Source organism: Mycobacterium sp., assembly GCF_046330795.1.
In the GTDB taxonomy this organism is placed as follows: domain Bacteria; phylum Actinomycetota; class Actinomycetes; order Mycobacteriales; family Mycobacteriaceae; genus Mycobacterium.
Window position 1 is genome coordinate 212,467 of record NZ_JAXLSA010000001.1, and the last position, 21,590, is coordinate 234,056.

Genomic DNA, 21,590 nt, shown 5'->3' on the forward strand with positions numbered 1-21,590 from the left:
CGCCGGGACCGCGTATTCGCGTCACCGCGAACCAAACCGTTCCCGCGGCCCGGCGCTCTGCCTAGCGTCGGCCAGGTGTCCGCCAAGTTCTTCTGGTTCCTGCCCACCAACGGCGACAGCCGTTCCATCGTCGGCGCCTCCCACGCGTCCGCGCATCACACGATCCCGGACGGGTATCGGGCGCCCACTCGCCGCTATCTGGCCGAGATCGCCCGTGCCGCAGACCGATTGGGCTTCGAAGGAGTCCTCACGCCGACCGGGACGTGGTGTGAGGACGCGTGGCTGACCGCCTCGGCGCTGCTGGCCGAGACCGAGCGGTTGAAGTTCCTGGTCGCGTTCCGCCCGGGTCTGGTACCCCCGACGCTCGCCGCGCAGCAGACGGCCACGCTGCAGCGGTTTTCCGAGGGCCGAGTGCTGCTCAATATCGTCAGCGGCGGCGACGATCTGGAACAGCAGCGCTTCGGTGACTGGCTGTCGCACGACGAACGGTATTCGCGGACCGCGGAATTCCTCGAGATCGTCAACCGGGTCTGGCGTGAGGAGTCCGTCGACTTCAGCGGCGCGCATTACACGGTCAAGGACGCGCGGGTGTCCGAACCGCCGAACCCGTTGCCGCAGATCTACTTCGGGGGCTCGTCGGCCGCGGCCCTGCCGATCGCCGCCGAACACGTCGACGTGTATCTGACCTGGGGGGAACCGCCCGCGGACGCGGCGGCCAAGATCGCCGAGGTCCGCGCACTGGCCGAAGCCCGTGGCCGGCAGGTCCGGTTCGGGATCCGTCTGCACACCATCACCCGGGACACCTCGGAGGCCGCGTGGGCGGTGGCCGACGAATTGGTCAACCAGCTGACACCGGATCAGATCGCCAGAGCGACTGTGCTGCACAGCAGTTCGGAGTCCGAGGGGCAACGCCGGATGACCGCGCTGCACGGTGGCCGGATCGACCGCCTCGAGATCTACCCCAACCTGTGGGCCGGTGTCGGGCTGGTGCGTGGCGGTGCGGGCACCGCGCTGGTGGGCAGCCACCAGGAGGTGGCGAACCTGATCTGGGAGTACCACTCCCTGGGCTTCGACGAGTTCATCCTGTCGGGCTACCCGCATCTCGAGGAGGCCTACTGGTTCGCCGAGGGCGTGTTGCCGATCCTGCGCGCCAAGGGCGTACTGGCGGCCTGATCAACAGCTGAACTTCAGCCCCAGATCGGGCGCGTCGACCATCTTCAGGCAGCCGAGCGGTTCCACGCCGCTGTCGGCGAACTTCACCCCGGACTGGTGCGCGAAGTTCACGCAGAACAGCCCGTCGGCGTCCGAGCGGCACTGGAAGTCGCCGAACCGCAGCGACGTGCCGTAGGGGAGCTCGGCCCCCTTGCCGGCGGCGAACCGGCCCGGGTCGGCGTGCGTGGAACCCACGCTCAGGGTGGAGCCGTCGAAGTCGGCCCAGCCGCCGATCCAGTGCCCGTAGGCGTCGGACGGTTCGGTGGGTGGGTGCCGCAGGTCGACCAGGCAGGCCAGCGCACCGTCGGCCTTCTCGTCCGTCATGCACTGGGTGGTACCGGTGGGTGTGACGAACGCGACGTCGGAGCCGAGTTGTGTCGCGACGTCGTCGCGGGTCGCGGTGTGAAATGCGGTCGCGTCGGCGGGCTTACCGGCCTCCACCCACGCCATGGCCGACTCGATCGGGGTGGCTCCGGTGGGGGCGACGGTCGGGACGGGTACCGGCGACGTCTTCGTGGAGGTCGGCGGTGTCCGGGCGGTGGGCGACGGCGACGCCGTGCCGATCCGGGGGGTGATCGGTGTCAGCGTCGGCTGGCTGGTGGGGGCCGAGGAACACGCCGAGACGCCTCCGGTGAGCAGCACCGCGGCGGTGATCAGCACGGCAGTCCGCATGCCGCCACGTTAGCTGTGATGGAACCGTCCGGGCATTATTGACACCTGTTCGATACCGTCGTGGGTATGCACGAACGCATCGTCCGCGTCACCACCCGGTCCGGCGTCGTCGAGGGCTTCACCCGCGACGGCGTGAACCGCTGGCGATCCATCCCGTATGCCGAGGCCCCGGTGGGTCCGCTGCGCCTTCGGGCGCCGCAGCCGGTACGGCCGTGGTCCGGGGTCCGGCACTGCCACGCCTTCGCCGCGTGCGCCCCGCAGCAGCGGATGTACACCGCCGTCGGCCTGGGCCGCTACCAGCCGACCAGCGAGGACTGCCTGACGCTCAATATCACCGCGCCCGAGCACCCCGGTGAGCACGCCGACGGCGGACCGCTGCCGGTGATGGTCTTCATCCACGGCGGCGCCCTGATCCTGGGCAGTTCGGCCACCCGGATCTACGACGGCGCGTCCATGGCCCGCCGCGGTTCCATCCTCGTGTCGATGAACTACCGCCTGGGCGCCCTGGGCTGCCTGGACCTGTCGTCGCTGGGGACCGCGGAGCACCCGATCGACTCGAATCTGTACCTGCGCGACATCGTGCTGGCGCTGCAGTGGGTGCGCGACAACATCGCCGCCTTCGGTGGTGACCCGGACAACGTCACCGTGTTCGGCGAGAGCGCGGGCGCGGGCGCGGTGGTCAGCCTGCTCGCGGTCCCGGCCGCCAAGGGCCTGTTCCGCCAGGCCATCGCCGAGAGCCCGCCGGCCGGGATGACCCGGTCACGTGAGGTGGCGGCGATCATCGCCGAGAAGTTCGCCGCGCTGCTCGGCGCGCGCCCGGCCGACGCCGCGCACGCGTTGATGGCCGCGACCCCGGCCGAGTTGGTCAACGCGGTCGACGCGCTGGCGGCGGTACCCACCCTGAACACCTACGGCGCCTTCGCGGTCGGGCCCGCCTACGGCACCCACGACGGGGTCGAGGACGACATCCTGCCGCAGCACCCCCGGGAGGCGATGCGGTCCGGCAGCGCGCACCCGGTGCCGTTGATCATCGGCAACAACGCCGACGAGGGCCGCCTGTTCACCCGGGTCCTGCCGCTGCTGCCCACCACCGAGAATCGGATCGAGGCGCTGCTGGCCGGATCCGGCGCGGCCACCCGCGACCGCATCATCGAGGCGTACCCGGACTATCCGGCGCCCAAGGCGTGCGTGCGCATCGGCGGCGACTTCACCTTCGCCTCGTCACTCTGGGAGGTGGTCGAGGCTAGGGCAGCGGCACCCGGCCCGCACCTGCCGACGTACGTGTACCGGTACGACTACGCGCCCCGCCCGCTGCACTGGTCGGGCCTGGGCGCCACCCACGCGACCGAACTGTTCGCGGTGTTCGACGTGTTCGAGACCCGGGTGGGCGCGGCACTGACCCTGGCCGGTGACCGCAAGTCGGCGCGGCGGGTCAGCCGCAACGTGCAGACGCACTGGCGCGAGTTCGCCCGCACGGGCGCACCCGGTGCCGACTGGCCGATGTACACCGCCGACGAGCGCGCGGTGCTGGTGTTCGACCGGCGGACCCGGGTCGAGATCGATCCGCACTCGGCGCGGCGCGACGCCTGGACCGCATTCACCAACTAAGCGGATCCGTCCCCCGCGCTGGAGGTTTCAGCAGAGGATGTAGCGCATGAGCGAGCATCCACTGGATCCCCTGTCGGCGGCGGAGTTCTCGGCGGTCACCGCCATTCTGCGGCGCGACCGTGACGTGACGACCACACCGGGCTCCTGGCGGATCACTGGCATCGAAATGGCCGAACCGACAAAGGCGGAACTGGCGGCGTTCGAGGCGGGTGGCCCGCGGCCGGCGCGACGGGCCATCGCGCTGTGCCTGGACCGCGCCAACAACGCCACCTACCGCAGCGTGGTGTCGCTCAGCGGCGACCGGATCGAGTCCTTCGAGCACGTGCCGGGCGTCCAGCCGAACTTCACCGTCGACGAATTCACCGAGTGCGACGCGATGGTGCGGGCCCACCCCGACTTCCTCGCGGCGCTCGCCCGGCGCGGAATCACCGACCTGGACCTGGTTCTGGTGGACACCTGGACCTACGGCGCGGCCGTGACGCCGCCGGAGTTCCGCGACCGCCGGCTGGGCTGGTCGGACATCTGGCTGCGCAACGTGGCCGGCGGCAACGCGTACGCCAACCAGATCAGCGGGCTGCACTGTGTGATCGACCTGAACTCGATGGAACTGCTGCGCATCGAGGACACCGGCCCGTTCGCGGACGGCACGGCGACGCGCCCGTCCGTCATGGCCGAGTACCTGCCCGACCGGATGCCCGCGGCCGTCCGCGCCGCCGGGCGGCGTGAACCGTTGCAGCCGCTGGAGATCACCCAGCCGAACGGGCCGTCGTTCACCCTCGACGGCAACCTGTTGCGGTGGCAGAACTGGAGCCTGCGCGTCGGATTCAACCACCGCGAGGGGATGACGCTGCACCAGATCCGCTACCAGGACGGCGACCGGGAACGTTCGGTGGCGCACCGCATTTCGCTGGCCGAGATGATGGTGCCCTACCGCGACTCGTCGACCGATCACTACCGCCGGACCGCCTTCGACATCGGCGAGTGGGGCCTGGGCTTCATGACGACGTCGCTGACGCTGGGGTGCGACTGCCTCGGTGAGATCCGCTATCTGGACGCGACGCTGCACAACAGCAGGGGGGAGCCGTACGAGATCCCGAACGCGGTGTGCATCCACGAGGAGGACAACGCCGTGCTGTGGAAGCACGTCGATCACCACGACGGGGCCGAGACCCGGCGGATGCGCCGCCTGACGGTGTCGTTCCACGTCACCGTCGCCAACTACGAATACCTGACCTACTGGCGGTTCTATCAGGACGGCAACATCGAGTGCGAGGTGCGCGCCACCGGGATCATGGTGACCACCCCATTCGCCGAGGGGCCGACGCCGACCACCGGGACCCTGATCGACGAGCGCACCTACGCGCCGTTCCACCAGCACTTCCTGGTGGCCCGGTTGGACCTCGACGTCGACGGCACCGACAACACCGTCTTCTGTAGCGAGACCCATGCCGAACCGATCGGGCCGGACAATCCGTACGGCCTGGCGCTGGTGCAGCGCAACACGCCCCTGCGCACCGAGCGGGAAGGCATGCAGGACATGGACTTCGCCACCCAGCGCGGCTGGAAGGTGGTGAACACCAACGTCGTCAACGGCCTGGGCACCCACCCGGCCTACAAGCTGGTTCCCGGCGGGGCGTTCCCGGCGATGTTCGATCCGGCCTCGGAGGTGTTCCAGCGGGCCACGGTCATCGGGCACACGCTGTGGGTAACGCCCAACAGTCCCGAGGAACGTTGGCCCGCAGGCGAATTCGTCAACCAGTCGGCGGCCGATCACGGCCTGGCCGCGTGGACCCGGGCGAACCGCTCGATCGAGAACACCGACGTGGTGCTGTGGTACGTGTTCGGCATCCACCACATCACCCGCCCGGAGGACTGGCCGATCATGCCCGCCGACGTGGTGTCGTTCTGGCTCAAGCCGTTCGGCTTCTTCGACCGCAACCCGAGTCTGGACGTCGAACCCACGCCCCCGACGCACTGCCACTGAGGCTCGGGCCGGCGGGCCTTTTCCCGCGAGTGTGCGCGTCATCCCGCGACACACCGCACCCTCGCGGACTCTTGTGCACCCTCGCTGCGGCGCCGGCGTCATTGACAGGTGTCATACGTTGTTCTGGTGCGAATCGAGACCCCTGGGGATCTGACGGCCGAGTGGCTGACCGAAACACTGAGATCCGCGCCGGTGACGGCGTTCGAGACCGAGCGGATCGGCACCGGCCAGATGAGCGAGTGCTACCGCGTGACACTGCAGTACGACCGGGACGACTGCGCCGGTTCGGGGGCTGGTCCGGCGTCGGTCGTGCTCAAGGTCGCCGCCGCCGATCCGACCAGCCGGCAGACCGGGCTGGCGATGGGCCTCTACGAGAAGGAGGTCCGGTTCTACACCGATATCGCCCCCCGCCTGAGCGGACCGATCGCCGCCTGTCACCACACCGCGTTCGACCCGGCGACCGGCGTCTTCGACCTGTTGCTCGACGATGCGGCACCGGCGCGCCAGGGTGACGAGATTCGGGGCGCGAGCATCGAGCAGGCCCTGCTCGCGGTCACCGAACTGGGCCGCGTGCAGGGGCCGTTGCTCGGCGATCCCGACCTGGCCGCCGCGCCCTGGCTCAATCAGGGGGCACCCGTCAGCCAGGACCTCATCGCCGCCCTGTACACCGGGTTCCTCGATCGCTACGGGCCGACGATGACCGACGACCAGAAGAACGTCTGCGAACGCTGGGTCGAATCGTTCGACGCGTTCATGGCCACCGAATCCGAGGGCCGCCGCCCCACCGGGCTGGTGCACGGCGACTACCGGTTGGACAACATGCTGTTCGGGGAGCCGGGGGCCGAACGCCCGCTGACCATCGTCGACTGGCAGACGGTCACCTGGGGCCCGGCCATGACCGACCTCGCGTACTTCCTGGGTTGCGCGCTGCCCACCGAGATGCGCCGGGCGCACTTCGAGGACCTGGTGACCGCCTACCACGGCGCCTTGGGTCCGCAGTGCCCGCTGCACCCCGTCGATGTCCGCGAGGGCGTGCGGCGCGGCAGCTTCATGGGAGTGACGATGACGATCATCGCGTCGATGGTGGTCGAGCGCACCGAACGCGGCGACCGGATGTTCCTGACGATGCTCGATCGCAACTGCGCCCAGGTGCTCGACACCGACGCCCTGGCGGTGCTCGCGTGAGCGTGGCGTCCGATTCGGTTGCACACGACGAGGGTCCACACCTGCCGTCGGAGGAAGCGCTGTGGAACGAGAGCTGGTACTTCGACTTCGCTGACACCGCCGCGGGCCTGGGCGGCTGGATCCGCCTCGGGCTGTACCCGAACGAGGACCGCGCGTGGGTCAACGTCCTGCTGTGCGGGCCGGGTCTGCCGACGTTGGCCCTCAACGACTTTCACGCCGTGTTGCCGGCGGACCCGGCTCGGGTGCGCACCGACGGGATCGGCCTGGACCTGCAGGCGCAGGAGCCGGCGAGGTCCTACCGGGTGGCGGCGACCGGACGGGCCCGGGTGTACGACGACCCGGCGGCGGCCCTCGCGGGTGGGGCGAGCCGGTCGGCGGAGGTGTCGCTGGACCTCGTCTGGGACACCGCCGGTGAGCCGTATCGGTACCAGCTGGTCACCCGCTATGAAATCCCCTGCACCGTCGGCGGAACCGTCGTCATCGACGGCGTCGCCCACCCGATCGCCGCGGCCGCCGGGCAGCGGGACCACTCCTGGGGTGTCCGGGACTGGTGGGCGATGGACTGGGTGTGGTTCGCGCTGCACCTCGACGACGGAACCCATCTGCACGCCGTCGACATCCGCATTCCCGGCGCACCGCACATCGGCGTCGGCTACGTCCAGCGCGCGGGCGACGAGCTGGTCGAGCTGACGACCATCGAGGCCCGGGAAGCCTTTGGGCCCAACGGTTTACCGATCAGCACCGAGCTGGTGCTGCAACCGGGCGATCTGCGGGTGGACACCGAGGTCGTGGCGCACGCGCCGGTCCGGCTGGTGGCCGACGACGGGCGGATCGCCGAGTTCCCGCGGGCCTGGATGTCGGTGCGGACCGCCGACGGGCGCACCGGTACCGGCTGGATGGAATGGAACCGCAACCTGGCCCCCTGAAGCCCCGTGAGGCCCCGCGAGTTCAGCGCAGATGCGCGCTGTCGTCGTCGAGTTCGTCCCGGCGCAGGCCCATCGGCGTTCCGGCCGGCACGTCGCCGCCGGCCACCACCTGCCGGGTGATCGGCGTCAGGGCCGCGAACAATGCCTCCACCTCGTCGTCGTCGAGCGCCTCGAGGGCGGGTAACGCCGCCCGATCGGTCGTCGCCTCGAGGTCCGACTTCAGCTCGTGCCCGGCGTCGGTCAGGGTGCCGTCGGCGGTGAGCAGGCTGCGCGCACAGAGGCTTTCGACGCACCGGTGCCACTCGGCGTCGTCGTAGGCCCGGCTGCGCTTGATGAATTCCAGCGGAACCGCGCCGGCCGCCCAGTGCAGCACGTTGGCCTGCCGGCCGGAGATGCCGGCGGCCACCAGCGCCGCGATGTGTCCGTCACCGCGATGTTCGCGCAGGAGAGTGGTTGCGTGCCAGAGCTTTTCGACCGGATCCTCGGGCCACGGCAGTGCGGTGTTGGCGGCGAACAGGGGCCGACCGTCCACGCCCAGGCCGGCGACCGCCTTGGAGCACAGGGTCGCTGCCGTAATGACCGCCGCCCGGTCGGCGCCCACTCCCATGCGCCGCAGGGCCGCCGCCGCGCCGGCCAGCCGGGCCCGCAGTGCATCGGCCGGCGGCGCGACGGACCAGGCCGCGGGGAGATACCGGGCCACCTGGGCGGGGGAGAAGTTGTAGAACAGCGCGGTCACCACCGCGGCGGGCACGGGGCCCAGCGGCGCCGAACGCGCCGCGAAGTAGCCGGTGCCCAGGCCGCGGTAGCCGAGGTCCTCCAGGGCGCCCAGCGCCTCCGGTGCGAAGTAGGTCACGGCGTGCACCGGTTCGAAGCGGTCGAAGAAGCGGCGGGCCAGTTCGGGCGTTCGGGTCATGCCCTGCAGTAAATCAGTGTTAGGTTCTGCGACAAGACGTCCCAGGGAGGGCATTGATGAGCAGAATCGGGGTCTGTTCGGGTCTGGCCGCGGCCGCCGTGATCGGTGCGGCGGTCTCCGGGTGCCACTTCAGTGCTTCGCTGGGCTCGGGGCCGCCCGTGGTCGCCAAGGCCGATCTGCAGAAGGACATCACCGACCGGCTGACCAAGGCGGGTCAGCCACCCAAGTCGGTGACGTGCGCGGAGGATCTGGTCGGCGAGGTCGACAAGATCACCCGGTGCGAGGTCGTGCTGTCGGACACCAACGCGATCGAACCGATCGTGAAGACGACCAAGGTCGAGGGCACCACCGTCAACTACGAGATGACTCCGGCGCTCAATCAGGATCAGCTGCAGAAGCAGGTCAGCATGCTGGTCAAGCAGAACGGCATCGCCGCCGACACCGTCACCTGTGAGGGCGGGCTCGAAGGTGTGGTGGGCAACAAGACGAAGTGCACCGTCGAGGGTGGCGGTGAGACGCTGGAGACCACCGTCGACGTGACCGAGGTCAACGGTCTGCTGATGAATTTCCAGATCAACAAGGCCTGAGCCTACTGCGGGTCCGGAAGTCCTTCTGCGACAGCGGATCCTGCCTCGTCGATGATCGCGCGCATGGCCCGCTCGGCGGCGTCCTCATTGCGCATCCGAATTGCCCGGGCGACCTCGTCGTGCAGTGCGATCGCGGCGGGATTGGGCCGCTGCGGCATCATCCCGTGATGGGTCCGTCCGGTGAGCACCTCGGCCACCACGTCGTTGAGGGCGCGGAACATCTCGTTGCCGCTGGCCTCGAGCATGGTGCGATGAAAGATCTTGTCGGCCAACAGATATGAATCGAGATCGCCGGTGCGGCCATGCACCTCCATGTCGGAGACGGCCGCCGCCATGATGCGGCACTGGTGTGGGTCGGCCCGGCGTGCGGCCAACGCCGCGGCGGCGGGTTCGAAGCCGCGCCGCAACTCCGACAGCGATGCCAGCTGCGCCTGACGATCGGCCGAGTCCAGCCGCCACCGGATCAACCGCGGATCGAAGACGTTCCACTTGGTGGCGGGTTGGACGGTGATCCCGACCCGGCGCCGGGAGGCGACCATGCCCATCGACTCGAGCACACGGACCGCCTCGCGCGCGACGCTGCGAGACACCCGGTACTGCGCGCCGAGGCCATCGAGCGTCAGGACATGACCGGCCGGCAGGCGTCCCGAAGCCACGTCCGCGCCCAACGAATCGACGACCGTTGCGTGCAACTCACCGACGATTGCCTCCCGACTCACGGATACATCTTGTCATTAGGTCGGCAGTGTGGCAATAATATGACTATTGACGCCGAAAGGTGTGATCCAGCGCATACCAGTGGGGAGAAGTGATGGCCGTCCCGATCGTCGTCATGGGCGTGTCCGGTTCGGGTAAGTCGACCGTCGGCGCCGCGCTGGCGCAACGGCTGCGGGTCCCGTTCGCCGACGCCGACGACTTTCACCCGGCCGCCAACATCGCCAAGATGTCGGCCGGGCATCCGCTCGACGACGACGACCGCTACCCGTGGCTCGAACGCATCGGCCAGTGGCTGGCCACCCATCCCGAGGGCGGGGTGATGAGCTGTTCGGCGCTCAAGCGCGCCTACCGCGACCAACTGCGCCGGCACGCCCCGCAGACGGAGTTCCTGCACCTGTACGGCACGCCGGAAGTCATCGGCCGGCGCCAGGCCAGCAGGCCGGGCCACTTCATGCCGGCGTCGCTGCTGCAGTCCCAGTTCGACACCCTCGAACCGCTGGACCCCGACGAGGGCGGACTGGTGATCGACGTCGATCAGGCCGTCGATTCCATTGTGGATGACTATGTTTCGCGCACCGGACAGGAGAACTGATGATCACGATACTGGCCGACGCGCCGAAGCTCACCGAACCCATCGCCTCCGGAACCCAGTTGATCCTGGCGTTCCTGGCCGGCATCGCGGTGATCGTCGTGCTGATCACGGTGGTCAAACTGCATCCGTTCCTCGGGCTGATCTTCGGTGCGTTGACCGTCGGGCTCGTTGCGGGTGAGGGCCTGACCACGGTCCTGAAGTCCTTCACCGACGGCTTCGGGTCCACCGCGGCCAGCGTGGGCATCCTGATCGCACTCGGCGCGATGTTCGCCAAACTCCTGGCCGACTCCGGCGGGGCCGACGAGATCGTGGACACCATCGTGGGGCACGCGTCCCCCCGGATGCTGCCGTGGGCCATGGCGCTGGTGGGATCGATCATCGGCCTGCCGATGTTCTTCGAGATCGGCCTGGTCCTGTTGATGCCCGTCATCTACCTGGTAGCCCGCCGATCGGGGCTGTCACTGGTCACGGTCGGGATCCCGGCGCTGGCCGGTCTCTCGGCGATGCACGGGTTCGTGCCGCCGCATCCGGGCCCGTTGACCGCCGTCGGACTGCTCAACGCCGACCTGGGCCTGACGCTCGGTCTCGGTGTGCTGGTGGCGATCCCGACGATCGTGGTGGCCGGACCGCTGTTCGGCAAGCTGGCCGGCCGGTGGGTGGTGGTCGGCGCACCGGACACGTTCGACGCCGACCGGCCGACCGGCGACCGAGACGACACCGACGGTGCCGGACCCCGTCGCCCGTCGTTCGGGCTGACCCTCTTCGCGGTGCTGCTGCCGGTGGTACTGATGATGGGCAAGGCCATTGTCGACATCGGTATCAAGGACGAGAGCCAGTGGTTCCGAAAGGTTTTCGACAGCCTGGGCACGCCGGTGATCGCTCTGCTGCTGGCCGTGATCGTCGGCATGTTCACGTTGGGCCGCGGCGCCGGGATGACCCGCGCGGAGATCATGACGGCGGTCGAATCGGGACTTCCCCCGGTGGCGGGCATCATCATGATCGTCGCGGCCGGCGGCGGATTCAAGCAGGTGTTGGTGGACACCGGAATCGGCACGATGCTCGCCGAATGGGCCAAGCAGGTCAACATCTCGGTGCTGTTGCTGGCCTGGCTGCTGGCGGTGCTCATCCGGCTGGCCACCGGGTCGGCGACGGTGGCCACCATCACCGCGTCGTCCCTGGTGCTGGGGCTGGTCGAGGGCCTGAGCACGCCGCAGGTGTCGCTGGTGGTGCTGGCCGTCGGCGCCGGGTCGCTGTTCTTCTCCCACGTCAACGATGCCGGGTTCTGGTTGGTCAAGGAGTACTTCGGGATGAGCGTCGGTCAGACCATCAAGACGTGGTCGCTGATGGAGACCGCACTGTCGGTGACCGGCCTGGCGGTGGTGCTGATCCTGGACATCTTCGTCTAGATCACGAAAAGCGAAGGCCCCGAGAAACTCTCGGGGCCTTCGTCGGTCGGTTGGTGCAGCAGCTAGCTCTTGACGACCTGCGTCCCGCCGGCGAGCTCGTCGTGCTTGCCCTGTTTGGTGGGGCTGCCGTTGATGGTCACCGCGATCACCACGTAGGCGATGAAGGCCAGCAGCCCGCCCACGTAGGGGATGATCGGCAGCAGCGTGAACGAATTCCGGATGGCCGACTGCTTGAAGTCCGGCCGGGGTGCCCCGCCGGCGCCCCGGACCGACAGTCCGAGGATCTTCTTGCCCAGCGAGGCGCCTTGGGAGACCTCGAGTCCAACGAAGTAGATGAACGTCAGCAGGCCCGAGAACAGTCCGGTCACCATGATGTTGGTCTGCATGTCGATGAAGAAGGCCAGCAGGAAGGACAGGATGCCGACCAGGATGCCGTCGATCACGCGGGCGGCGAACCGCACTCCCAGACCGCCGGGTTGACCGGCACCGGGCTGGGGCGGCGGGTATCCGCCGGGCTGGCCGTACTGCGGTACCGGATAGCCGGTCGGGGGGCCGTAACCCGGTGGAGGCGGCGGGTATCCGCCGGGCGGCGGCGGTGGGAAGTTGGGGTCCGGCGGTGGGTAGTCACCCGTTGTCATCGGTTCGCTCCTGATCACGGTGGATAGTGCGTGATCGAATCTACCGTCTGGGAGCGTGGTGCACCCGCGTTCAGCCGCGGCGCCAGGCCCGGACCCGTTTGCGGGCCTCGCCGGCCAGCTCGTCGCCTTGCTCGAGTGCCGAGTGCGCGAGTTCGCTGCCGCGGTCGCGGGCCGCCTCGAGCAACGGAACCGTCCGCTCGGCGGCGTGCGCGCCGCGCTCGCGGGCGGCCTCGAACAACGGCTCGGCGCGTTCGGCCGCCACCGCGGCCAACTCCTTGCCACGTTCAGCGCCGACGGTGAGGCCTTCCTGCAGGCGCGCGCCGACCCGCTCGGCCAGGTGGTCGGCATCGGCGCCACCGAGTCCGGCGGGTAGCGCGGAGCTGACGCTGTCGGTCAACCGCGCCGCGGCCTGCCGGCCGCGCCAACCCAGTGACGGTTTGCCGGCGGTGTCGGCGGAGGCGATGATCAGGCCGCCCAACAGACTGATGTCGGTGAGCAACTCACGCCGCTTGGCGGCCTTGCGTTCGGGATCCGCTTCGTTCCAGAACATCCGGGCACCCAGATTCGCCGGGATGACCGTCGCGGCCAGGGCGGCCGAGGCGACGCGTGGGACGCGGCCCGTGGCGAGCAGCGCACCACCGATGATCTGAACGGCAGCAGTCACTTTCGCGAACGTCTCGGCATTCTCCGGAACGCTCGAGCCGACCGGGTCGGGCAGCTTCTGCAATCCCTCGAGGGCGGGGCGGGCCGCGTCGGCGGCGGGTTTGGGGCTGCGGAGGGCATCGATGCCCTGGCCGACGAAGGCGACGGCCAGCATGGGACGGGCGACTCTGCGTAGCAACATGTCCGGGCGAGTTCCCGTCCGGGTGCGCTCACAAACCTCTACATCCGCGAGCGTGCACCGTTGTGCGCTTCGGGGGCCATCGGATGCATATGGCTGCACCCTCGGCGCTGGCTGTCGGATTCAGGCGGGCCGGAGCAGCAGCGCGGCCAGATGCGTGATGGTCTGCACGCCGTCGTCGTAGCCGCCCTGATCACCGAGGGCGTTCATGATCGCCAGGGTGTAGCGCTGGTTCGGGCCGGCGAAGCCGACCGAGTTGATCACCCAGCCACCCTGTTCCTGCGACCAGCCGTTCTTGTTCCCCGGCGCCATCGCCGGGCCGGCACCCCAGACCCCCCACTGCTGGTCGGCGTCCACGTTCTGCATGGCCGTCACGATGGTGGCGATGTCGGTCGGGTTCAGGCGGGTGAGCGTGTAGTTGATCAGCCCGTCGAGATCGTCGGCGGTGGCCTTCTGGAAGCCCCAGTACGGGAAGGTCTCGCTGAACCCGCGCTGGGGGACCACACCGGGCATGCCGTAGCGGGGGAAGTTACGGTTGAACGCCTGATGGTCGGGCCCGCCGTAACGGTCCCAGAGGGTGTCCGCGGCGTCGTTGTCCGACGAGTGCAGCATGGCCGAGATCAGTTGGCGGTCCTGGTCATTCAGGCGAAGCTGCCCGGCGTAGGTGCGCGCCAGGAGGTCGACGACGATTGCCAGTTTGATGGTCGACGCGGTCCAGATGAGCGCTCCCGCATTGGGATTGCGGTATGCGGCGCCGGTGCTGCGGTCGCGCAGCACATATCCGACGGTGCCGGGCCGCGTGGCCAGGTAGGCATTGGCCGCGGCAATACGGGCCGACAGGTCGTCCGCGCGCGCCACCGGGGCGGGAACGATCAGAGCGAGGGTCAGAAACAGGACGGAGAGCGCACGAATCATGTTTCAGCTCAGCAGCATTCGCGTCGATCGCTCGAGGAGTTCGGCGATCTGCTGATACGACGCGTAGCCCATCCCGGCGCGCACGAGGGCGCCGGCGTACAGCAACTCGAGGGTTTCGACGACGGCCGGGTCGGCATCGGGGCCCAGGGCCTCGGCCAGCCGCCGGTTGATCTCCTGGGCGATCCGCAGCCGCAGGTGTTCGACGTCGGGATCCTTGCCCAGCAGCGCCGTGGTCACGGCGCCGGCCAGTTCGGGTTCGTCCGAGACCAGCAGGGCGGTATCGCGCAGTACGGCGACCGCACGGGTGGTCGGGTCGGGGGAGTCGTTCGGCGGGGCGGGGGTGTTGGCGAGTCGGCGCCAGAACACCTCGGCGACCAGATGTTCCTTGGAGGAGAAGTAGGTGTAGGCAGTCGCCGCGCCGACGCCGGCCTCCGCGGCGACCATCCTGATGGTCAGCCCGGCGAATCCCTCGCGGCTCAGGACGTCGACGGCCGAGCGGCCGAGGCGGTCGACGGTGTCGGCCTGCTTGGCCGTCAGCCGACGGCGAGTAGCCTCTCTGGCCACCGGTTCGGACACATGTCCGGACGCTACTACACCCCTTTTACCTCGGCAATGGCGACGCGCTAGGTTGCCTACATGCCAGATTCCCAGACCGCCCGCCTCTTCGACCTCGCCGAGCGGGTCACCGGGTTCATGCCCGCCGACGAAGGGCAGGCGCTGTATGACGCCGCGTGCCGCTACCTCGACGGTGGGGTCGGCGTGGAGATCGGGACGTACTGCGGCAAGTCCACGGTGCTGCTGGGCGCGGCGGCCGCCGACACCGGCGGGGTGCTCTACACCGTCGACCATCACCACGGCTCCGAGGAACACCAGGCCGGCTGGGAGTACCACGACACCACCATGGTCGACCCGCACACCGGGCTGTTCGACACGCTGGGAACCTTCCGGCACACGCTGGACGCGATGGACCTGCCCGACCACGTGGTCGCGGTGGTCGGCCGTTCACCGGTGGTTGCTCGCGGGTGGAGCACGCCGCTGCGGTTCCTGTTCATCGACGGCGGGCACACCGACGAGGCCGCCCAGCGCGACTTCGACGGCTGGGTGAAATGGGTCGACGCCGGTGGCGGGTTGGTGATCCACGACGTGTTCCCCAACCCGGACGAGGGGGGCCAGGCGCCCTACCGGATCTACCGCCGCGCGCTGGACAGCGGTGCGTTCCAGGAGGTTTCGGTCACCGGATCACTGCGGGTGCTGCAGCGGGTCACGGGTTCGGCCGGCGAGTCGGTGGACTAACCCCGGGTCACGCACTCGCAGTCGAAGTCGCTCTCCAGGCCCCGGGGCAGTTCATCGCGGAAGATGCCGCTGCCACCGGTGGCGCCGGACAGCGCGTCGGCGGCCAGCACCACGGCCGCCCCGGTCCAGGTGGTCCGCTCCACCGGCCAGCGCTTGCCATCGCTGAACACCAGGCCGGTCCAGTAGGACCCGTCACGCTCGCGCAGGTGCTGCATATTGGCGAACTGTTCCAGGGCGCGGTCACGGTCGCCCAGCGCGTCCAGGGTGAGTACCAACTCGCAGGTCTCGGCCCCGGTGACCCAGGGCCGGTCGTCGACGCAACGGATGCCCAGGCCGCTGACCACGAAATCGGCCCACCGAGCGTCGATCCGGGCCTCGGCGTCCGGGCCGCGCAGGGCGCCGCCGAGGATCGGGTAGTACCACTCCATCGAATGGTGCGGTTTGTCGGCGAAGGACTCCGGGTGCGCGACGATGGCGTGCCCCAGGGCTCCGACGGCCACCTCCCATTCCGGCTGCGGCCGGTCCAGGTGATCCGCCAGCGCCAACGCGCACCGGATGCTGTGGTAGATGCTGGCCGAACCGGTCAGCAGCGCTTCCGGGAGCACACCCGAAGATGAACGAGCCCAACCGATTTCGCCACCGGGCAGTTGGAGTCCGAGGACGAAGTCGATGGCGGCCCGCACCGTCGGCCACATCCGTTCGGCGAACGAGTGGTCGCCGGTGACCTGGAAGTGATGCCATACGCCGGCGGCGATATAGGCGCAGAAGTTGCTGTCGGCGTTGGCGTCCTCGATGACGTCACCGCGAAACTGGATGGGCCAGGAACCATCGGCGCGCTGGGTGCGGCGGCTCCACTCGAAGGCGGCCCGGGCGGGCTCGATCAGGCCCGCGGCGGTCAGGGCCATCGCGGACTCCACGTGGTCCCACGGGTCGGTGTGACCGAACGTCGACCACGGGATCGCCCCGCTGGAATGCTGTGTCCGCGCGATGGACGACGCGGTGTCCACGCATTGTTGCGCGGACAGCACGCCGGCTACGTCCGGAACGTCAGCCAACGGCCGTCTCCCGGAGAACCTCACTGCGCGCGGGCTTCTCGAAGTAGAGCGCCACGCTCTTACCGATCAGTGGATCCAGGGCGGCCTCGGCGGTGCGGGTCAGGGCCGGTGCCGACATCATGTCCCAGACCAGCAGCTTGTGGTAGGCCGAGACGGCCGGATTCTTCGTGTCCTCCACGCCCACCGCACACTTGAGCCACCAGAACGGCGAATGCAGGGCGTGCGCGTGATGCGTGTGCACGAACGTCATACCGCGTGACGCGATCTTCGCCCGCAGATCGCTGGCCCGGTAGATCCGCACGTGCCCGCCCTCGTTGGCGTGGTACTCGTCGGAGAGCAGCCAGCAGATCCGTTCGGGTAGCCAGCGGGGGACCGTGACCGCCAGTGTCCCACCGGGTTTGAGCACCCTGACCAGTTCGGCGATGGCAGCGTCGTCGGCCGGGACGTGCTCGAGGATCTCCGAGGCGATCACCACGTCGAAGGTGCCGTCGTCGTAGGGCAGCTCCAGCGCGTTGCCCACGACGGCCTTCGCGCGGGCGGACTCACCCACCTGACCTTCCAAGGCCATGGCCTCGAACATCGTTGCCACATCGGACATATCGGATTCGCTCATGTCGAATGCGGTGATGTCCGCACCACGCCGGTAGGCCTCGAAGCTGTGCCGGCCGGCGCCCGCACCCACATCGATCACCGAGACGCCCGGCCCGATCCCGAGCCGGTCGAAGTCCACTGTCAGCATGCCCGGCTCCGTTCGATCGCGCGCTGATAGACGGAGACCGTCTGGGCGGCAACGGATTCCCACGAATACACATCCACGGCCCGTTGCCGGCCGGCGATCCCCAGCTGGTAGCGCCGCTCGGGTGAGTCCAGCAGGTTCCGAAGCACAGTGGTCAGTTCCTCCGCATCGCCGGGTTTGACGAGCTCGGCGCACAGCCCCTCGGAACCGAGCACTTCCGGTAGCGCGCCGGCCCGGCTGGCCACGATGGGCGTCCCGCTGGACATGGCCTCCACCGCCGGCAGTGAGAAGCCCTCGTACAGCGACGGGATGCACGAGATCTCCGCGGAGGCCAGCAGCGCGGCGAGTTCGGCGTCGGACAGCCCGCTGGAAATGTGCACGATATCGGAGATGCCGAGCTCGGCGATCCGTTTCTCGGTGGGGCCATTGGGTTCCAGCTTCGCCACCAGCTGCAGCTCCACATCGCGCTCGGTGCGCAACTTGGCGACGGCCTGCAGCAGGTTCGACACACCCTTGAGTGGCACGTCGGCGCTGGCGATGGCGATGATCCGGCCCGGCACCCGGGGCTGCAGGGTCGGCTTGAACAGCTCGGTGTCCACGCCGAGCGGAACGACGTGCAACTGATCGGGGTGGACGCCGAAGTCGTCGGCGATATCGGCGGCCGAAGTGGTGGACACGGTCAGCAGGTCGGGGATCTGCCGAGCGACGTCCTTCTGCATCTCGGCGAACCCGTACCAGCGGTGCACCAGCGGTTTGCGCCACCACTTGGCGGCGGCCAGGTCCAGCACCCGGTCCCGGGTGATCGGATGGTGCACGGTGGCCACCACGGGGGTGCCGCCGGCGGCGATCTTCAGCAGACCGGTGCCCAGGCTCTGGTTGTCGTGCACGATGTCGAACCGGCCGGCCGGGTCGCGCTGGCGGTCGGCCAGGATGCGCGCGGTCCGCAATCCGAACGTGCGGGGCTCGGGGAAGCCGGCCGTCCACATGGTCAGCAGCTCGAGCAGGTCGATGCCGTCCCGGATCTCGCTGGGCCGTGGCACCCGGAACGGGTCGGGCTCGCGATACAGGTCCAGGCTGGGCACCTCGCGCAACATGACGCGCTCATCCAGGCCGCCCGGGTACGGCGGGCCCGAGAAGACCTCGACGTGGTGGCCGAGTTCGACCAGCCCGCGGCTGAGATGGCGCACGTAGACGCCCTGCCCGCCACAGTGGGTCTTGCTGCGGTAGGACAGCAGCGCGATCCGCAACTTCTGGCTCACGCGGCCACTCGGAAATCACCGGGGATAAAGCTGGACATGTGTCTGGACCTTAGTTCGCTGAGCTAACTGGCGCAACGCGCCCGGTTTCCGGTGACCGGTCACCAACCGGTGCTGAGTACCCGCTCGAGCGTGTCGGCAAAAAAGTCGGCGGCCGTGACGGACAGGCACATCGGTGGCTTCATCTTCAGCACGTTCATCCGGTCGCCGGTGGGCTGGACGATGATGCCCAGCTCACGCATGCGCTCGCAGATCGCCGATGTCTCCGCCACGGCCGGTTCCAGCGTCACCGGATCGCGTACCAGCTCCACTCCCATATACAGCCCGCAACCGTGCACCGCTCCGACCAGCGGATGACGGGTGGCGATGTCGGCCAGCCGCGCACGCAGGTGATCCCCGACCACCAGGGCGTTGTGCTGCAGGCCCTCGCGTTCGATGACGTCCAGGACGGTCAGCCCGACCACGCACGACACCGGACTGCCGCCGGCCGAGGAGAAGAAGTAGCCCTGGGTCCGGTAGGCGTCGGCGATGGCCCGCGTGGTGATGACGGCACCCAGCGGCTGACCGTTGCCCATCGATTTGGCCACCGTGACGATGTCGGGCACGACCTGCTGGCCCTGGAATCCCCAGAACCAGCGGCCCAGGCGGCCATAGCCGACCTGGACCTCGTCGGCGATGGCGAGCCCGCCGGCCGCGCGCACCGCCCGGTAGACCGCGGGCAGGTAGCCGTCGGGCAGCGCGATGCCGCCGGCGTTTCCGTAGAACGGTTCGCAGATGAACGCGGCCGGTGAATGGCCCTCGGCGACAAGGGTTTCGATGATGTCGACCGCCTCGTCGGCGTACCGTCCGGCCGCCGCGCCGCGATGCTCACCCCGATAGCTGTTCGGGCTGGTGACGGTGTGCACCCAAGGCGGCCGGGTGGTCAGGGCGTTGGGATTGTCGGCCACCGAGGTCGAGATCGCGTCGGTGGCGTAGGTCCAGCCGTGATAGGCCTCGGCCACGGCGACGACGTCGTGGCGCCCGGTGGTGGCCATGGCCAGCCGCAGGGCCAGGTCGACGGCCTCGGAGCCGGAGTTGACCAGGAACACCGTGTCCAGGGGGTCGGGCAGGGTGGCGGCCAGGCGCTGCGAGAAGTCGGCGATCGCGCGGTAGTTGAACCGGGAGTTGGTGTTGAGCCGGCGCCACTGCCGGGCGACGGCGTCGGCCAGGTCGGGGTGGCCGTGCCCGATGGCCGCGACGTTGTTCACCATGTCCAGGTAGCTGCGGCCGTCGACGGAACACAGGTACTCGCGCCAGCCCCGTTCGATCCGGGGCGGACGCCGGTAGTACTGCTCCTGCACGCCGGCCAGGGCCCCCTCGCGGCGCCGGACCAGGTCGTCGGCGTCCTCGTCGGCCCCCGATCGCGGGGCCAGGCCCAGCAGTGGCGCCGGGTCGGCGGACAGGGCCAGCCAGCCGGGCGCGTACTCGGGCCGGACGAATGCCGGCACCGAAAGGTCGGAGTCGCCGGTGCGGATCTGCAGCCAGACCCGGCCCGGACCCGCGGTCGCCAGGGGCGCGCCGGCGGCCACGGCGTGTCCGGTGAGCTCAGCGGGCCGGACCGAAGGCCCGCGCACCACCACGACGACGCCGTCGGGGCCGGCCAGGATCACCTCGCCCTCGGCGGCCGACTCGACCACCCCGTCCAGTGGCGCCGTCACGGACGTCGCGTCGGCGAGCCACACGTCGATACCGGTCGGCACGGTAGCCGGTGAGTCATGGTGCAGTGCAACGGATCTGGTCAGTCGCGGAGCGCCGTACCGGGTCACGGCGGCCGGTGCCCCGGCGGCCAGTGCGCGCGCGGCGGCATCCTGCTCGCACCCGGTGTCGAGCCAGGCGCCCGCGTCCACCAGGTCGGACAGGGCCGAGAAGTCCAGCAGCACAACGTCATCGGCCACGACACCGGCGAGAATCGGAGCCAGCTCCGGCGTGTGTGCGGCTGCCGGGCGGCGCACCGCGTCGGCGATCAGCGCGGTCATGACGTCACTCGGCACGGACACGGCGCGCTCGAAGATCCGCCATTCGAACTCGAGGGCTCCGGAGGCGTACTCGTTGTCGGCGTCGACGGCGGCCTGCTGATTGCCGCTGACCACCAGGGTGGCCGCGCGCAGCACCACCAGCGGCCACAGGGCGGCGATCTCGCTGTCGCGCAACGGCCGTACCTGGTGGAAGGCGGCGATCAACGGCAGTGCCGCGGCGGGCTCGCCGCCCTCGTGGCGCAGCACCGCGGACACCGTCACGGCGAGCTCGCCGATGGCCCACGAGTGGGTGAGGTCGCCGAAATCGATGATGCCGTCCGGTGATTGGTCGGCGCCGCCGAGGCCACGTCCGCAGACGACGTTGTCGTCGGTGATGTCCCCGTGGATCGCCTGCATTGGCAGATCGGCCGCGAGGCCGGCCACCGTGCGCCAGGCGGCCGCGGTGGCGGTCTGCACCAGATGCCGTCGGCTGGGTTCGGCGACGTAGTGGGCCAGCAGCTCGATGGTGCGATCGGCGTGCCGCAGATCCCACTGCAGTGTGCGCTGCAGACCGGGATGGTCGAACCCGGCCAGCGCGGTACCGGCGCGCCCGACCAGCGAGCCCAGCGCCGCCCACCGGTGCGGCGGCACGTAGCCGTCGCCACTCATGGTGCCGCCGTCGAGGAAGTCGATGATCCGGGCGAACAGCGTGCCGCCCGAGCCGTCGGGCACCTCGGCGATCGGCGTGATGTTGCGGGCCGCCCGCAGGCCCGCATCGGCCAGGAACGTCGCCGCGGCGTCCTGGGCCTCGATCTCGACGCGTCCGAATGCCGGGTTGGCCACCTTCAGCACCCCGACCGGTTCACCGGTGGCACCACGCAACAGGAAGTTGGCGTCCTGCTGGCTGCCGAGCGCGGTGGCGGTGACGGCGAGTCCGAAATGGTCCCGCGCGATGGCCACCGCATCGGGCACCGAAACGACCGGCGCGGGCAGTTCACCCGCCTGGAAGAAGTCGAACGGCTCGCTCATCCTCATCGGAGGTCATCTTAGATACGGTGGG

18 protein-coding genes and 1 pseudogene are annotated in these 21,590 nt (G+C 69.5%); 8 read left to right on the forward strand and 11 right to left on the reverse strand.

Going from position 1 to position 21,590, the window contains the following annotated elements; all coding sequences use genetic code 11:
- Positions 1-75 precede the first annotated feature (75 nt).
- Complete coding sequence (locus tag U0R18_RS01075) at positions 76-1,173, forward strand: LLM class flavin-dependent oxidoreductase (RefSeq protein ID WP_526365084.1); 1,098 nt, start codon at positions 76-78, stop codon at positions 1,171-1,173.
- On the opposite strand, the gene U0R18_RS01080 is transcribed toward U0R18_RS01075, so the two are convergent.
- Positions 1,174-1,884: a hypothetical protein gene (locus tag U0R18_RS01080; protein WP_526365086.1), complete on the reverse strand. Its 711-nt coding sequence runs from the start codon at positions 1,882-1,884 to the stop codon at positions 1,174-1,176.
- Positions 1,885-1,950: 66 nt separating this feature from the next.
- Here U0R18_RS01080 and U0R18_RS01085 point away from each other — a divergent pair, with 66 nt between their 5' ends.
- The 3 genes and pseudogenes from U0R18_RS01085 to U0R18_RS01095 all read left to right on the forward strand — a co-directional run bounded on the left by U0R18_RS01085 (position 1,951) and on the right by U0R18_RS01095 (position 7,587).
- On the forward strand, positions 1,951-3,492 hold the full coding sequence (locus U0R18_RS01085; protein WP_526365088.1) for a carboxylesterase/lipase family protein: 1,542 nt from the start codon (positions 1,951-1,953) through the stop codon (positions 3,490-3,492).
- Positions 3,493-3,538: 46 nt separating this feature from the next.
- A complete protein-coding gene (locus U0R18_RS01090; RefSeq protein ID WP_526365090.1) occupies positions 3,539-5,476 on the forward strand; it encodes a primary-amine oxidase in 1,938 nt (645 codons plus the stop codon).
- 108 nt (positions 5,477-5,584) lie between these two features.
- Positions 5,585-7,587 (forward strand): annotated as a pseudogene (locus U0R18_RS01095) (DUF7064 domain-containing protein).
- 22 nt (positions 7,588-7,609) lie between these two features.
- Here the strand turns inward: U0R18_RS01095 and U0R18_RS01100 are convergent.
- Positions 7,610-8,500 (reverse strand): SCO6745 family protein, encoded by an 891-nt coding sequence (locus U0R18_RS01100; RefSeq protein ID WP_526365092.1) that lies wholly within the window; start codon positions 8,498-8,500, stop codon positions 7,610-7,612.
- A 56-nt stretch (positions 8,501-8,556) separates the two neighbouring features.
- Here U0R18_RS01100 and U0R18_RS01105 point away from each other — a divergent pair, with 56 nt between their 5' ends.
- On the forward strand, positions 8,557-9,087 hold the full coding sequence (locus U0R18_RS01105; RefSeq protein ID WP_526365094.1) for a DUF4333 domain-containing protein: 531 nt from the start codon (positions 8,557-8,559) through the stop codon (positions 9,085-9,087).
- 2 nt (positions 9,088-9,089) lie between these two features.
- On the opposite strand, the gene U0R18_RS01110 is transcribed toward U0R18_RS01105, so the two are convergent.
- Entirely contained in the window at positions 9,090-9,806 is a 717-nt protein-coding gene (locus U0R18_RS01110; RefSeq protein ID WP_526365096.1) for a FadR/GntR family transcriptional regulator, read from the reverse strand.
- A 92-nt stretch (positions 9,807-9,898) separates the two neighbouring features.
- Here U0R18_RS01110 and U0R18_RS01115 point away from each other — a divergent pair, with 92 nt between their 5' ends.
- Both U0R18_RS01115 and U0R18_RS01120 read left to right on the forward strand, forming a co-directional pair.
- The gene (locus U0R18_RS01115; RefSeq protein WP_526365098.1) at positions 9,899-10,396 is read left to right on the forward strand and encodes a gluconokinase; all 498 of its coding nucleotides are present in this window, start codon (positions 9,899-9,901) and stop codon (positions 10,394-10,396) included.
- Positions 10,396-11,802 carry a GntP family permease gene (locus tag U0R18_RS01120; RefSeq protein WP_526365100.1) on the forward strand — a complete coding sequence of 469 codons (1,407 nt, stop codon included), beginning with the start codon at positions 10,396-10,398 and terminating at the stop codon, positions 11,800-11,802. Before U0R18_RS01115 ends, U0R18_RS01120 begins: the two co-directional genes overlap by 1 nt.
- Positions 11,803-11,864: 62 nt before the next feature.
- Here the strand turns inward: U0R18_RS01120 and U0R18_RS01125 are convergent, their stop codons facing one another.
- The 4 genes from U0R18_RS01125 to U0R18_RS01140 form a co-directional block, all read right to left on the reverse strand.
- Entirely contained in the window at positions 11,865-12,440 is a 576-nt protein-coding gene (locus U0R18_RS01125) for an RDD family protein (RefSeq protein ID WP_526365102.1), read from the reverse strand.
- 70 nt (positions 12,441-12,510) lie between these two features.
- Complete coding sequence (locus U0R18_RS01130) at positions 12,511-13,284, reverse strand: DoxX family protein (RefSeq protein WP_526365104.1); 774 nt, start codon at positions 13,282-13,284, stop codon at positions 12,511-12,513.
- Between the two features lie 120 nt (positions 13,285-13,404).
- Entirely contained in the window at positions 13,405-14,196 is a 792-nt protein-coding gene (locus U0R18_RS01135; RefSeq protein ID WP_526365106.1) for a serine hydrolase, read from the reverse strand.
- 3 nt (positions 14,197-14,199) lie between these two features.
- A complete protein-coding gene (locus U0R18_RS01140) occupies positions 14,200-14,772 on the reverse strand; it encodes a TetR/AcrR family transcriptional regulator (RefSeq protein WP_526365108.1) in 573 nt (190 codons plus the stop codon).
- Between the two features lie 60 nt (positions 14,773-14,832).
- On the opposite strand from U0R18_RS01140, the gene U0R18_RS01145 reads away from it, so the two are divergent.
- Positions 14,833-15,489 (forward strand): class I SAM-dependent methyltransferase, encoded by a 657-nt coding sequence (locus U0R18_RS01145; protein WP_526365110.1) that lies wholly within the window; start codon positions 14,833-14,835, stop codon positions 15,487-15,489.
- Here U0R18_RS01145 and mmpH read toward each other — a convergent pair.
- From mmpH to U0R18_RS01165, 4 genes are all read right to left on the reverse strand, one after another.
- Positions 15,486-16,544, reverse strand: a complete 1,059-nt coding sequence (gene mmpH, locus U0R18_RS01150; protein WP_526365112.1) for an MMP endo-(1,4)-3-O-methyl-alpha-D-mannosidase — start codon at positions 16,542-16,544, stop codon at positions 15,486-15,488. The genes U0R18_RS01145 and mmpH overlap by 4 nt on opposite strands.
- Complete coding sequence (locus U0R18_RS01155) at positions 16,537-17,283, reverse strand: class I SAM-dependent methyltransferase (RefSeq protein WP_526365114.1); 747 nt, start codon at positions 17,281-17,283, stop codon at positions 16,537-16,539. Before U0R18_RS01155 ends, mmpH begins: the two co-directional genes overlap by 8 nt.
- The gene (gene manT / locus U0R18_RS01160; protein WP_526367339.1) at positions 17,277-18,527 is read right to left on the reverse strand and encodes an MMP alpha-(1->4)-mannosyltransferase; all 1,251 of its coding nucleotides are present in this window, start codon (positions 18,525-18,527) and stop codon (positions 17,277-17,279) included. Before manT ends, U0R18_RS01155 begins: the two co-directional genes overlap by 7 nt.
- A gap of 110 nt (positions 18,528-18,637) precedes the next feature.
- Complete coding sequence (locus tag U0R18_RS01165) at positions 18,638-21,559, reverse strand: aminotransferase (RefSeq protein ID WP_526365116.1); 2,922 nt, start codon at positions 21,557-21,559, stop codon at positions 18,638-18,640.
- Between the last annotated feature and the right edge of the window lie 31 nt (positions 21,560-21,590).

Coding starts and splice junctions, on each gene's coding strand:
- U0R18_RS01080 (WP_526365086.1), bottom strand. CDS start 1,884: ATGCGGACTGCCGTGCTGATCACCGCCGCGGTGCTGCTCACCGGAGGC.
- U0R18_RS01085 (WP_526365088.1), top strand. CDS start 1,951: ATGCACGAACGCATCGTCCGCGTCACCACCCGGTCCGGCGTCGTCGAG.
- U0R18_RS01090 (WP_526365090.1), top strand. CDS start 3,539: ATGAGCGAGCATCCACTGGATCCCCTGTCGGCGGCGGAGTTCTCGGCG.
- U0R18_RS01100 (WP_526365092.1), bottom strand. CDS start 8,500: ATGACCCGAACGCCCGAACTGGCCCGCCGCTTCTTCGACCGCTTCGAA.
- U0R18_RS01105 (WP_526365094.1), top strand. CDS start 8,557: ATGAGCAGAATCGGGGTCTGTTCGGGTCTGGCCGCGGCCGCCGTGATC.
- U0R18_RS01115 (WP_526365098.1), top strand. CDS start 9,899: ATGGCCGTCCCGATCGTCGTCATGGGCGTGTCCGGTTCGGGTAAGTCG.
- U0R18_RS01120 (WP_526365100.1), top strand. CDS start 10,396: ATGATCACGATACTGGCCGACGCGCCGAAGCTCACCGAACCCATCGCC.
- U0R18_RS01125 (WP_526365102.1), bottom strand. CDS start 12,440: ATGACAACGGGTGACTACCCACCGCCGGACCCCAACTTCCCACCGCCG.
- U0R18_RS01130 (WP_526365104.1), bottom strand. CDS start 13,284: ATGTTGCTACGCAGAGTCGCCCGTCCCATGCTGGCCGTCGCCTTCGTC.
- U0R18_RS01135 (WP_526365106.1), bottom strand. CDS start 14,196: ATGATTCGTGCGCTCTCCGTCCTGTTTCTGACCCTCGCTCTGATCGTT.
- U0R18_RS01145 (WP_526365110.1), top strand. CDS start 14,833: ATGCCAGATTCCCAGACCGCCCGCCTCTTCGACCTCGCCGAGCGGGTC.
- U0R18_RS01155 (WP_526365114.1), bottom strand. CDS start 17,283: ATGCTGACAGTGGACTTCGACCGGCTCGGGATCGGGCCGGGCGTCTCG.
- U0R18_RS01165 (WP_526365116.1), bottom strand. CDS start 21,559: ATGAGCGAGCCGTTCGACTTCTTCCAGGCGGGTGAACTGCCCGCGCCG.